This window comes from Thalassobacterium sedimentorum, from assembly GCF_031127905.1.
In the GTDB taxonomy this organism is placed as follows: Bacteria; Verrucomicrobiota; Verrucomicrobiia; order Opitutales; family Coraliomargaritaceae; genus Thalassobacterium; species Thalassobacterium sedimentorum.
The window spans coordinates 1-13,260 of record NZ_JARXIC010000057.1; the positions used below are offsets into that span (position 1 = coordinate 1).

Here is a 13,260-nt window from a genome sequence, read left to right on the forward strand (position 1 = left end):
TCAGATCGCTTGGGTAGTTTTCTCGCATCCAAACTATATGCGAGATTCGAGCACTCTCGTACAGCCCAAATTACGCATTTAAGCTTTTATTGGACTTCCGCTTAATGATCGGAGAGACCGGTGCGAACAACGGACTGTCCCCCTGCCCCTTGTGCGAAAATTGGCAGGCCTATTTGATCGAAATCTTCTGCCACCTCACCCGTGAAATCGAGCCCGTTGCCATGTGGATCGAAGACGACTGGCGATTGCACAATCACGGCGAGGAAATGGGCTTTGGCGGATGCTTCTGCGATGTTTGCCTGGAGCGTTTTGCGCAAAAAACAGGCGAAGCGGCCGATCGTAAAACCGTGCTCGCGCGCATCTTGGCCGGAGGAACGCCGCATCCATGGCGCGCCCACTGGCTGGAGCACGCAAAAGAATCCTTGCTCGAGCCAGCGGAAAAACTCGCAGCGGCATTGAAGCAGGAAGCCCCCGCCATGCGTATCGGCCTCATGTCCAGCATCCCCGATGTCCACAGCGTGGAAGGCCGTGATTGGAACCGGCTGATGGATCTATGGAGCCAGGGCGACAAATACCTGATCCGCCCCCACATGCCTCCCTACACGGAAGAGCCGCCGATTCAGACCCCGCCCACCTATTCCCGCCACACCCTCGCCAATTTGGACGGAGACTGCGACATTTACCCGGAACTGGAAAACTCGCCCCGCTGCGGCCCTTACAGCGTATCACACGCCTACTCCGTATGGGAAATTCAGAACGCCATTCTTTACGGTGCGCAAGGTATCACCATCAACCATTTTGATAATATGGGGATGAACACCTACTACGACCGCGATTTCGGCAAAGCGCTCGGCGCGAAGCGGGAGGTGTTCGATGCACTCATGAACCTCGAGCTCGATGATCGCAAGGCACGCGGCGTCAAGATCCTCTTCTCGCCCGACGTCGCCCGGCACACGCAGACAGCCAACACTGCATCGCTCGACGCAGCACAAATGAATGCCAACGAAGGCAGCCTCAAAGATCTCCAAGCCAATTCGGTGGCCTGGAGCAAGGTCTTCTACGCTCTCGGCATCGCCCACGGGTTTACCCGTAGCCTCGAAGGCGATGACATCCTCGCCGTATCCGATCAGACCCTACGCTGCTACAGCGACAGTGAAATCGAAACACTACTCAGCCGCAAGCTCCTACTCGATCTGCCCAGCGCCGAAATCCTTGTGCAACGCGGCTTTGGCGCACTGATCGGGGTTCAAGACATTGCCCGCATGCCGCTCGAGCAGTCCGCCTACTCCATCGAAGAAGTAAACGCCACCTTCTTTGGTGAACTCGAAGGCGGCGTCAAAGCGCGTATGTGTGCCCAACGCTGCACCCACGCCATCGGCGTGCTCCACTACGCTCCCGGCGTCGAAACACTCTCCACCATTAAGAACGCGCAGTTGGACACCCTCTTTCCCGGCTCCGGTCTATTCACCAACACATTAGGCGGCACCATCTATACCACTTGCTATCCGCTCGATACCGCGCAATTCTACATGGCCTACTTCAACCGCGTGCGGCAGGAATACTGGACCAAATTGTTATTCAAAATGGGCGGAGCCGAGCAGACCATCGCCTGCGAACACCCGCTTCAAGTGCATGCCCACAACCTTCAGGACGGCATCTCCATCGCCGCCACCAATGTGATATATGACACAGTCAAGCGCCTCGTCATCAAGCTACCCAGCTCCGACATCGCAGGCAAAACCTTTCAAGTCCTAAAGAAAGCAAACTGGGAAACTATCCATCCGGAAATAAGCCACTCCGAAGACGTAGCCACCCTACAATTCGATCTAGAAATCCCCACACTCCAAACCGCATTCATAACCATTCGGAAATAGCGGACATAGCAAATCCAGGAGCATGAAACACACCCAGCACAGAAACTTTAGATTGTGCGATAGTATCCGAACTCACAACCGACTTCCACATCAACGTAAATTAACGGTTTCACTCATTTCTGGAGGACTATTCTTCGTGCGAATTATCCAAATCGTGCTTGCGAGTATTTGAGGTTTCGATCCGAACAAACCCACTGATGCGCACCTCGGCTAAGGCATCATCGTGGGAGGCGATAGCCATTCCCATTTCAATCTTCTCCTCCATAGGTAAGTCCACTTCACCGATGGGGGTCCAATTGATTTCGTCGGACGAACAGTAGCCTAGAAAGCGGTCGCCTTTCCGCACCAGCATCGCGAAGCGTTTCTGCGGGGCATCGACCGAACCTAGACCGATAACATTCGCTCCTTTACTGGAGCGATACACCATGTACATACGACCCGCTGGATCACGCAGAACCGCAACCATTTTATCGTCCGCAGCCAATGAAGCGCGATACATAACACCGGCCTTGGCATCCCTCCCAGGGCTGACAAAGGCATCTACAGAAGCCTTCACATGACCGTCCCCATAATGAGCATCCGATAGATAAAAAAATTGATCCGCCGCGCCACCAATGAAGCCACTGCCTTCAAGCTTGTATGTATCAATTGTACTCGATAGGCCACTGCCTGCATGTGATGGCGAGCCGATATCGTTTTTCCAAAGTATCCGCGTATCCGCCCCAGAGTTCAGGTTGAGATAGACATCACAATGCTCAAAGCTGCGTACATAGACATGATTGTCCCGCATGTAGGGACCGAGCGGCTTCCCTAGGGGACGTTGTAATTGATCGGCATAACTGGCCTCCCACTGCCACATAGGCTGCGTAGCATCAACTGTGGCCTGCAGGTAAAAGTAGGCATACTCTTCAACATAGATCAGATAAATCGCAAGACGACTATCCAACGAGTCTTCCAGTTCCCGTGGGTTGGCTACTCCTTTCACTGGCATGCGAAGAATTTGCATTTTTTTATGCTGTCCGGTCTCGCGAGCAATTGCGATGGTCTCTGCAATCGTGTCTGGGTCCCCGCCGCCCATCCAGTCCTCACGATAGGTACCGTCGACATATCCTATGCGTTCTCGCACACTGGAGTTATTGTTCATCACAAGCTTATCGAGCGGAGTCGCTCGATACAGTGCATCCAGCATATAAATCGGCACGCCTGCCTTATCGACAAAAGTACCGTCGATCGACGGGTCGCTGATCATTTTCTCGGCGCACCCCACCCACCATTTTAGGAAGTCGGGATTGTCACGCACATAGGTCGGCAGGCGTCCCCGTATCACGAAGTCGGGGTCGATCCACTCATCGCGGTGCCGAGTGATCGTATCATCAATCCCATAATGCCCGAAAAAAATACGTGAGTTCCAATAAAAGAGCACCTTAATGTCAGGATTGATCACTTTAAGACGGGCTGCCGTGTCTTTCATACCAGCACTCACACTGGCAAATCCTGCACCATTGGCTTTTTCCAAGACCACCAAATCATAATTCTCAGCAATGGCCCGAACCTCTTGATCGGAGTAGGTCTGACTCTTACGAATAAGCATGCCGCGTGGCACGTGATCCCAGCTGAATTTCGGGAAGTGTTTTAACTTTTCCGCTGAAGTCAGCCCGTAGCGGGGCGCTCCCATAGTATGCCCGCTATGTAGATCGGAAAATGGATGTTCGGGATCCTCTAGCTGTTGACTAAGATCTCGCAAAACAATTGAGCCCTGTATTTCAAAATAGCCTTTTGGGGGCCGGCGGCCATTCAACTTTCTCGGAATCACTTTGGAAAAGGAACTTTCCAGCACCAAGCCGACCGCATCTGGTGTGGATCCATTTACAAAAATCGACCGCAGTCTCGGCTCGGAAGATTCAGGCGCCATCACAATCGTAAACTGCAACTGGTCCGCTTCTGGTCCATCGATCAGATGATTTCCTTGCCATGTGATCTGATAGACACGGGCCGATCCTTCATCGTCCCGCTGACAAGAAAGCAACGACGAGGCAAGCGTCTCGCTACGATAGCCATTCGTCAATGTCAGCTCTGTCTCGCCGCCGGTTCCGCTCCCCGCATCCGGACGCACGGTGACCCAAAAATGACTATTACGCCCCGATGAATCAACCGCGGATACAAAGCTGACACTAGTGAAGAACCAACAAAAAAAACAAAGCAGCTTCTTCAAATGATGCATAGGCAGCAATGATAACATTGCATCAACAATGCCCCCGAGCACCGTGCTAAGCAAGGACTTTTACGAACTCGACCTCACTGTAACTACCGAAAATGTATAAGCAATTTCACTGGAGGTATTGGCCGACAAGATGCACTCGAACAGGCAGGATCGCCGCAAAGCGACCGCAAGGAGTCTTCTCGGATACAAAATTAGTATTGATCATACAGGATCCATGTTAATACTATCACCGTAAGGTATTTCTAGTCAAGTAAGAAGCTCTCATATCCATGCAAATCGATTTCCCCCTAAAAACCGCAATCAGTGCCACACTGTTACTATTCACTCAAGCTTGTCCCGTATTGGCTAGCGCCGCAGTCAAGCATTCCACAGAATCCGTCCCTCTGCCACAGGCGCCCAATGTGCTAATGATCCTCACCGATGACCAGGGCTTTTCGGATCTCGGGTTCTACGGCAACCCCTCCCTGGAAACGCCGAACCTGGACGCGCTGGCACGCAGCAGCGTGCGCTTGGAGGACTTCGTGGCTTCGCCGACCTGCTCCCCCACCCGCGCGGCATTAATGACGGGGCAACACGAGTTTAAAGTGGGCATCACTCACACCATCAGCGGTCGCAGTCTGCTCAAACCGGGCGTGCCGACACTGCCGCAACATTTCAAAAACGCAGGCTACGCCACCGCTATTTTCGGCAAATGGCACCTTGGCGACACCTACCCGAGCCGCCCACAGGACCGCGGCTTTGATGAAACATTCATCCACCTCGGTGGCGGCATCGGTCAAACGCCGGACTATTGGGGCAACACTTATTTCAATCCCGAGATCCAGCACAATGGCACTTGGGTCAGCACCGATGCGTATTGCACCAAAGTTTTTAGCGATGCCGCATGGGATTGGATTCAAGCACGTCACAAACAACCGTGGCTGGCCTACCTCGCTTACAATGCGCCCCACACGCCCTTACAAATCGACGACGCACTCGCGCAAAAGTATTTGGATAAAGGACTGCCCGAATCCCAGGCACGTTTCTACGCCATGATCGATGACCTCGACCGTGAGGTCGGTGAATTACTTCAAAAATTGGACGCTACAGGTCTGGCTGACAACACCATCGTCATCTTCATGGGCGACAACGGCAGCGCCAAAGGCGGCAAACCAGCCGAGATGGAATACAACGCCGGACTACGCGGCACCAAGGCGAGCCCCTACCAGGGCGGCGTGCGCGTGCCCTGCTTCATCCGCTGGCCCGCCGGCGGCATCGAGGGCGGTCGTCCGGTGGACCAACTCACAGGCATCATCGACCTCTTTCCCACGCTGGCAGAGCTGGCCAGCATCCCACTGCCTGACAGCACCATAGTCGACGGACGCTCCCTCCAGCCCTTATTGCAAAACGAGTCTGCCAACAACTGGCCCGACCGCAGCATCGTCACCCACGTCGGTCGCTGGGCCAATGAGACACCGCTGGAAGAATCCAAATACGCTGGCAGCGCCATCCGCAACGAACGTTTCTCACTAGTTGCCGGCACAGAGCTCTACGATCTGGAAAACGACCGCGCACAAGAAAACGACGTCTCCAAAGACTATCCGGAAGTCTTTGCCACCTTGCAAAAGCAGTATGACCAATGGTGGCACTCACTTGAATCCGAGCTGGCCACCGTACCCCCGATCATCGTCGGCAGTCCACAGCAACCGATCGCCGATTTGACCTGCATGGACTGGGGTGCCTCGCGTCTCAAAGACAGCCACGGCTATTATCCGCCCTGGCATCAGGGCTACATTCGCAGCATTCTCTCTGCGGAGCCGCTCAACCATATCACACCGGTCGGTGCGTGGCAGTTGCAATTCCTCCGCTCTGGCAAGTATCGCATCACCTTGCGCAATTTGCCCCCCGAAGCACCGGCCAGCGAAGCCCGTATTCTGGCCAATCAAGCAAGCCTGCAAGTGGGCGCGCAAACATTGACACAGCCGATCCCGGCAGGGCAACGAGCGGTCCACTTTGAACTGCCCATCGAGGCCGGCATCACCACACTGGAAAGCCTCTTCGAATACACCGCCCAGCAGCGCCCTGCGCATGGCGCTTTCTATGTCAGCGTTGAATACCTCGATTCTCTTTAAGCAATGACACGTCCCAACATCATTCACATTCTGGTCGACGACCTCGGCTACGGCGACTTCAGCTTCTTCAATAAGGGCCTGAGCGAAACACCCTTTCTGGATCAGTTCCTACAAGAGAGCCTCTGCCTCTCGCAGCACTATACCAGCTCTCCCGTCTGCAACCCTTCGCGCGCTTCCCTGCTCACCGGCCGCTACCCGCACCGCACGGGTTCAGTCGACACACTGGAATGGCGCGGACTGGAACGGCTCGACCTCAATGAAGTCACCATCGCCGACATGTTGCGCAATGCCGACTACCGCACCGGCCTCATAGGAAAATGGCACCTCGGCGCATTTGACCCGCGCTACAAGCCGGAAAAACGCGGCTTCGACGAGGCGATCTGCTTTCGCGGGGGCATGCATGATTACTACGACTGGCGCCTCGAATCCGGCGACCGTGTCATCCGCACCGACGGACGCTATTTGACCGATTACTGGACCGACGAGGCGGTCGACTTTCTCCAACGCGCCCCCAAGAAGGATCCCTTTTACCTGCACCTCACCTACAATGCGCCGCACACTCCCCTGCAGGCGCCGGAGGAAGACCTGGCCGTTTTCCGCGACCGCGACGACCTCAGTGAAGCCGTCAAAACACTCTACGCCATGATTCGGCGACTCGACCGCAACATCGGGCGACTGCTGGAAAATGTCGACAAGCTCGGGCTGCGTGAAAGCACCCTCATCATTTTTTCCAGCGACAACGGCCCGCAATTCGGCAACGAAGCCGGCAGCTCGCTCGACCGCTTCAATTGCCAGCTCCACGGTTCCAAAGGCTCCACCTACGAAGGCGGCATCCGTGTGCCCGCGATTATGCGCTGGCCCGCCGGACTCGATCCCAAGGAAACCTGCGGCGACGCTTTTTTCCACATGACGGATTGGCTGCCGACGATCCTCAGCCTGGCCGGAATCGAAAATCCCAAAGGTATCAAACTCGACGGCATCGATCAAAGCGCGGTGCTGCGTGGCGAAGTGCCCGCCCACAATCCTCAACGTTGCTGGCAGTGGAACCGCTACACCCCACGCATCGAATACAATGCCGCCATCCGCGACGGCGACTGGAAACTCGTGCGCCCCTTCGTGCCCGAAGCCTTCGAAGTGCCCGACATCAAATGGCTCAACGTCTCCATGTATGAGCCCGAGCACTTTATTCAAAACGGCATCATCACCGACCCCGATCCCGAGGTGGCCCTCCCCACACCGCCGCCGGTCGAACTCTACAATCTAAAAGACGACCCCAACGAAGAAAACAACCTCGCCTTCTACCGCCCCCAACGCGTGCAAAAAATGGAATCCGAGCTACTCGCCTGGTTCGAAGACGTCTGCGAAGACTACGCCAAGACACGGCGCGACTAGAGTACATAAATCGTAACGAACTTGCGCCAGCAAGGTCCACCGAAGCCCGAAGCCCGAAGCCATCAAAAACAGACGTGACTCCCGTCACATAGCGACCAAAGAATGTGCCTCGTCAAAAAGACGGATACCGAAATTCCCATAAATAACTGATCAATAATGCCTTATTTCGACCTCCCGGCTTCTAATCTCTGATCTCTGACCTCTGACTTAAGCTTCATCGGGACCCCATTCAGAATGGTCCTACAACTCTCAGGTCTTCCCAGCATTATGGCTATACAATTTATACTGATGCGTGGTCCAGGCCTGTTGCTGCGACTTTTCCGCCAAAGTCAGTTCTTCGATCTTCATTCGCCCCTTGTCGGCGAAGCGACTAGTGATCTTCTACCTTCTTTTTCTTCTTTTTCGGGTAGTTTGCCTTTGAAAGTGATTCCATCGGATCGCCGAGACTGTCCATGCGTTCCTCCAATGATTGAATCATCATCTGAAGTCGTTCTGCGTATTCAGGATTCTGAGACAAATCATGCATCTCCTGCGGATCTTTCTCAAGATTGAAGAGTTTGACCTTCTTCAACTTAGGATAGGCAATCAGCTTCCAGCCATCCTGCAGCAGCATGCGCTGGGTATCAATATACGCACCGTAGATCGAATCGTGAATTTGCTCGCTGCTGCCATTCAACAAGGGAAGCACGCTCTTGAAATCGATACCTTCGGGCACCTCTCCGCCGATGTCTAAGGCAGTCGCCATTGCATCCTGTATATAAATGGGGGTGTCCAATTTTTGACCGGATTTCACACCCGGCCCCCACACGATAAACGGTGCGGCCATGGCGTCCTCATACATGTTCTGCTTCCCCACTAGGCCATGATGGCCTAGCGACAGCCCATGGTCAGAGGTAAAGATAATCCAAGTATTATCCGCCTTACCGGACGCATCCAGCGCTGCAAGAATTCGCCCGATCTGCTCATCCATATGCGTAATCAGCGCATAATACTCCTGACGATTCACTTTCACCGCATACTCCGTTCGCGGAAAGGGCATCAATTTCTCGTCACGAATAATTGGCACTCCCTTATTACCTTGATCCGCATATTGAGGCACAAAGTTCTCAGGCACTTGGATCCGTTCCAATGGGTAACGATCAATATATTCCTTGGGTGCTTGGCGCGGGTCATGCGGCGCATTAAAGGCCAAATACATGAAGAACGGACGCTCTTTCTTGGCTGCCATTTCGATGAAACCGACACCTTCATCCGCCAAGACCTCGCTCCAGTGCTTGCCCCCCAGCCAATAGCCTCCCTTGCTGGTGTCCCAAGGCTTCCAGCCCTTCTCATAATCCACGGCATTCTTAGGGCGGTTATAACCGCTGGGGGTTTGCTTCGGCATGCCACCGCGCACAGTTCCAGTATGATCAAAGACCTTCGGCACACTCACCTCCGGCACATGCCACTTACCCGACATGTAGGTTTCGTAGCCTCGTTCAGCCATCAGCTGAGACCAGCTTTGAAGCTCTCCCTTCCCAATGGCTTGGCTGGCCGCTTCTGCCTGCCAAATAAATCGACCTGAATTCATGGACGAGCGACTGGCGCGACAGATGGCGCCCGTCCAGGCACCCATATTGTAGGCCTTGCTAAAGCTCGTGCCCTCATTTGCCAGGCGATCCAGATTCGGCGTATCGATATCAATCAGACCATAGGCTCCGATCGCCTCATACACTTGATCGTCTGAAAAAATAAACAGGACGTTTGGCTTTGTCTCCTCAGCCTGAGCAACGAGCAAAAGGGATACAAAGGACAGAGTCCGAACTATTGTGGATTTTATGTTCATAAATTTACAAAGTAGAATAACTATTTAACTGCCACGGTCAAATTTGGAGTCCCCTAAGTCCGCAGAGGGCGTCTTTTTATCTGTGTAATCCGGATTCAAATAAGGGCCCTCCGCATGATTGGCTGCGAGCTCGGCTTCCAAGATGGCCCCCAGACGCTCGACGACTGAACGGTACTCCGGATTCTGCGCCAGATCGTTCATCTCTTCGTAGTCGTTGCGCTGACCATTTTTCTCTAATTGATACAGCTCATAGTCGTTGGTAAAATACCGCTTATACAATTTATAATCACCGCTGCGAATCGCAGATTTCATGCTCCTCATGCTGTTGTGCGGGAAGTGCCAGAACAAATAATCGCGCGCCTTCCCCGATGCATCGAGCACCTGCTTGGATTTGCCCTGCAGGACCGGCGTTATATCGAGCCCGCTTAGTTCTTTCGCATCCTTCGCTGCGATTTTTGCATCCGTCAAGTTCAGGATGGTGGGGAAATAATCGAGTTGATTGATGAGGCCGTCAAATTGACTGCCTTGCGGAATCCCTGGCCCAGCGATCACCATGGGCACCCGCACGCCGCCCTCTTCGGAATGCTTTTTACCATATTTCAAGGGCGCGTTATCAGAAATAATTTCTTTGCCGTGCGTTTCCACGCCACCATTATCGGACGAGAAAAAGATATAAGTCGTCTCGATCAACTTCTTCCCTGGATTGCGAGGATCGTCAGTCTTTTCGAGGTAGTCCACAATACGCCCGAGACTCCAGTCGACTGTGGTCACCATGGCAGCGAAATAAGGGTTCTGCTGCCCTGGCAAGGTCATGTCACCGGGTTTAGGCGGAAAGGGCTGACCAAATTTGTCGCAGTAATATTCAAGCAGCTCACCGTTACGGGTTAAGACTGGCCAGTGAACCATCCAATGGCAGAGGTTCAGGAAGAATGGTTGCTCGCCGCTCTCGTCGATAAATTTTAAGGCCGACTCGGTTACTTCATCGTAGGGATAGGAAATGCCCTCGGGCTTCTTATCACTGAACGGGGGATACTTCTCCTTACTGAGTGGATACTGCTTATCGTTGGCCGTCGCAAAATCCTTGGTGCGATCCCCCATGCCGCGATGGGGACCACGGTCCTGATTGACCACATCAAAGCCGTAGCTGGCAGCATTCAGTCCGACGTGCCACTTGCCTGAGTGACCGGTGCGATAGCCGTTGGCCTTCAACGCGTCCGCCAAAGTTAAAATGTTGAGGTCCAAATGCCCCTGCAGATAAGGCTCCAGCAAGGGATCGCTCTTTTTACCGCTGGTCAATGCGCCCAAGCTGACATGCGTCAGACCAATCTTAGCGGGATGCTGCCCGGTAATAATCCCCGCACGCGAGGGCGAACAAGTCGGTGCGGCCGAGTAGCCCTGGGTGAAATTCATGCCTGATTCGGCGAGCTTTACGATGTTGGGCGTCTCGAACGCGCAAGGGTCATCCACATCATTGAGTTGCACATCTTGCCAGCCCAGGTCATCCACATAAAAGATGATGATATTAGGCCGCGGCGCAGCAGTTAGCTTTGTCGTCAAAAGCGCGAGCCAAAGGCCGCACAGACAGAGAATCAAATGCTTGAATTTCATAACTTTATGCTTTTAAGACGCCAGCACACGGATGTGCAGGTGTCTATTGAGGAATTAGGGTGCCAGATTAACAGCTTCTCGTTAATGCAAAGCAGAGTCCTAATATAGCAGATCGAAATCGCATTGTGTATCCACAGTATACGTGAGGGGACGTAAAAGTGTTGATATACCTTGGTAGTAATTTAATCCTCCAAATAGACGTGCTTTTGCTTCATCTCACCGATCGCGAATGCCTCCACGTACCCATCCACAAAAGCCGCATTCCCACGATCACCATGCCTGGTGCTAAAGCCGATATAGGCTGAATCAGGCAACAAATCCTCTGCAGTGCTCGGGTTATAAACCCCTGCTCCAACCGATATAAAATAATCATTCCCCCGGCCCTTTCTGGTCTCTGGTTGCGGCGTATCTGCCAGCAAAATCGTCTAACTTGGACGCTTAACATTGATTAATTTACCCAGCGGAGCGACATTGCCCTCAAAGATTCGCTTTTGATCTTCCGCTCCGACATAAGGCGCGATCTGATAGATCCAAACAATCTCGCCAGCCACATCAGAATAAAGACTAACTTAGGGATCACTACACGCACTCGCGCAGGCTTATTTCCAATCGATGCTCGCGGACCAGGTTTCCAAGTCGACAAAGACCGAGGCGTGCGCGAAGTCACGTGTATATTTCCAGCCGTCACGCTGCGCATCCCCCTGCGGAGGGCCCAAGGGTTTATCAAATTCCGGATAGGTGACAAAGGTGCCGGTATCATTCCCCTGATAGCTCCAAGTATAACAGAAATATGAATATGGTTGCGCGACCAGTAGATAGCAGGCCAACGGGAATGTAATAGCTTCGCGCGCCATTTGTATGCGTTCCTCGCGCGATTTCTGCATAATTTCCTTATCCCGCCAATCAAAGCCCGGCCACGCTTTGATCACTAACAGCTTACCAGACTTGGCGAGGGTCTGTAGCACCTCAATATCTTCGGCCAGTGCCTCTTTCTTGCCAGGTTTAGCGCTAACAAAATGCTCTTTCATCGCGCCATCCGTCACCTGCAGGAGTCTGGCACCGACATTCTCAGGGTCCATTGAAACACCATTCTGAATGAGAATGCTAGATGAGCCGACTTGGCGGCGTGTCTCCTCGACCATCGCGCAGAGCCCATTGTTCAACGCTTCAACCTTTTCGGGCGTCAGCACCTTGCGCCGGCGATGATTACTAAACTTGCCGATGGCATCGATAAACACACCGTCAGCCCCCAACTCGTGCACGGCTCTGCTGGCTGTGTCCGACCACCAACGCTGAACCTCCGGCTGTGACAGATCACTGAACGTGCTGCTAAAAATACGCAGAAGTTCCCCGTCCTTACTGAGCAGTTCGCCGTCCTGCGGAAAATCATCAATCGCATCATACCCGCCGATCTTTATGCTGGAATTCCAGTAGAACAGCACCTTCGCATCCGGGTTGCGCTTTTTTATTTCATCCACGGCAAGCGCGAATCCCTTCTCTGTGCTGCCGTGCTTCCGCTTGGCGTGACCTTTCTCAATCGTGATTAAATCGAAATTTTCAGCGAGGAAATCCAGTTGTTCTGGAGTAAAATCATCCGACATATTTGCCAGATGGGCATAGACAGGAACGGTATCCCAATCAAACGGAACATTGTGCGCAGCACTCACGAGCACAGAAGACGGCAAAAGCAAGGCTAAGGAGATCTTCAACAATTTCTTCATAAATCAACTTTGTATGGGGTGTTTGTTCCTAGATTCACTTTGATCTGATCATTAAAAGCGAGCACATCCTACCCTTTATGCGATCGCCACTCTCTAACATTCATCATTGGACGTTGGACGTTCGACGTTCGATGTTCAACGTTCCCATCCCCACCGCTGGCTTGCTTCGTATAAATCGGTGTTGCGATGAAAAGCATTTAGCTAAACTACGTAAATGGCGCAGCCTGTCACAAACTAAGTCAATGACGCACCACAAAGGTAATGACATGACCCGAATGGCACTGACTTAAGCGGTTCGGGCGGTCAGAACGTAGGGGCGCGACTTGTCACAATGCCATTGCATAATTCAAAGTGCCCTCTCTAGGACCGTAATTAGAACTGGTTCTCTGGATTCGCTTCTTATCCTGACTTTTGGCCAATGGCTGACGCTTTGCCTTATTTTTCTGGGGCATGTTCGCCTTCTTCGCTTGGGCGAGCGGAAGGTATCGGCCTCTGTGGTAAATTTGTC

Annotated in this window: 9 protein-coding genes; 3 read left to right on the plus strand and 6 right to left on the minus strand. The window is 53.1% G+C overall.

The features are described 5' to 3' along the window. Window positions 1–104: 104 nt before the first annotated feature. Window positions 105–1,874, plus strand: a complete 1,770-nt coding sequence (locus tag QEH59_RS17600) for a hypothetical protein (RefSeq protein WP_308986698.1) — start codon at window positions 105–107, stop codon at window positions 1,872–1,874. 127 nt (window positions 1,875–2,001) lie between these two features. On the opposite strand, the gene QEH59_RS17605 is transcribed toward QEH59_RS17600, so the two are convergent. After that, window positions 2,002–4,095 (minus strand): putative glycoside hydrolase, encoded by a 2,094-nt coding sequence (locus QEH59_RS17605; RefSeq protein WP_308986699.1) that lies wholly within the window; start codon window positions 4,093–4,095, stop codon window positions 2,002–2,004. 269 nt (window positions 4,096–4,364) lie between these two features. Between QEH59_RS17605 and QEH59_RS17610 the strand changes: the two genes are divergently transcribed. Both QEH59_RS17610 and QEH59_RS17615 read left to right on the plus strand, forming a co-directional pair. Then, entirely contained in the window at window positions 4,365–6,206 is a 1,842-nt protein-coding gene (locus QEH59_RS17610) for an arylsulfatase (protein ID WP_308986700.1), read from the plus strand. A gap of 3 nt (window positions 6,207–6,209) precedes the next feature. Next, window positions 6,210–7,598: a sulfatase-like hydrolase/transferase gene (locus QEH59_RS17615; RefSeq protein WP_308986701.1), complete on the plus strand. Its 1,389-nt coding sequence runs from the start codon at window positions 6,210–6,212 to the stop codon at window positions 7,596–7,598. 370 nt (window positions 7,599–7,968) lie between these two features. On the opposite strand, the gene QEH59_RS17620 is transcribed toward QEH59_RS17615, so the two are convergent. The 5 genes from QEH59_RS17620 to QEH59_RS17640 all read right to left on the minus strand — a co-directional run. Then, on the minus strand, window positions 7,969–9,423 hold the full coding sequence (locus QEH59_RS17620; protein WP_308986702.1) for a sulfatase family protein: 1,455 nt from the start codon (window positions 9,421–9,423) through the stop codon (window positions 7,969–7,971). A gap of 24 nt (window positions 9,424–9,447) precedes the next feature. Then, window positions 9,448–11,031 carry a sulfatase gene (locus tag QEH59_RS17625; RefSeq protein ID WP_308986703.1) on the minus strand — a complete coding sequence of 528 codons (1,584 nt, stop codon included), beginning with the start codon at window positions 11,029–11,031 and terminating at the stop codon, window positions 9,448–9,450. Window positions 11,032–11,213: 182 nt separating this feature from the next. After that, the gene (locus tag QEH59_RS17630) at window positions 11,214–11,450 is read right to left on the minus strand and encodes a hypothetical protein (RefSeq protein WP_308986704.1); all 237 of its coding nucleotides are present in this window, start codon (window positions 11,448–11,450) and stop codon (window positions 11,214–11,216) included. Between the two features lie 180 nt (window positions 11,451–11,630). Continuing rightward, a complete protein-coding gene (locus QEH59_RS17635; protein ID WP_308986705.1) occupies window positions 11,631–12,752 on the minus strand; it encodes a putative glycoside hydrolase in 1,122 nt (373 codons plus the stop codon). 326 nt (window positions 12,753–13,078) lie between these two features. Beyond that, window positions 13,079–13,260 (minus strand): hypothetical protein (locus QEH59_RS17640; protein ID WP_308986706.1); only part of this gene is annotated, 182 nt, incomplete at its 5' end.

Coding starts and splice junctions, on each gene's coding strand:
- QEH59_RS17605 (WP_308986699.1), bottom strand. CDS start 4,095: ATGCATCATTTGAAGAAGCTGCTTTGTTTTTTTTGTTGGTTCTTCACT.
- QEH59_RS17635 (WP_308986705.1), bottom strand. CDS start 12,752: ATGAAGAAATTGTTGAAGATCTCCTTAGCCTTGCTTTTGCCGTCTTCT.
- QEH59_RS17600 (WP_308986698.1), top strand. CDS start 105: ATGATCGGAGAGACCGGTGCGAACAACGGACTGTCCCCCTGCCCCTTG.
- QEH59_RS17620 (WP_308986702.1), bottom strand. CDS start 9,423: ATGAACATAAAATCCACAATAGTTCGGACTCTGTCCTTTGTATCCCTT.
- QEH59_RS17615 (WP_308986701.1), top strand. CDS start 6,210: ATGACACGTCCCAACATCATTCACATTCTGGTCGACGACCTCGGCTAC.
- QEH59_RS17610 (WP_308986700.1), top strand. CDS start 4,365: ATGCAAATCGATTTCCCCCTAAAAACCGCAATCAGTGCCACACTGTTA.
- QEH59_RS17625 (WP_308986703.1), bottom strand. CDS start 11,031: ATGAAATTCAAGCATTTGATTCTCTGTCTGTGCGGCCTTTGGCTCGCG.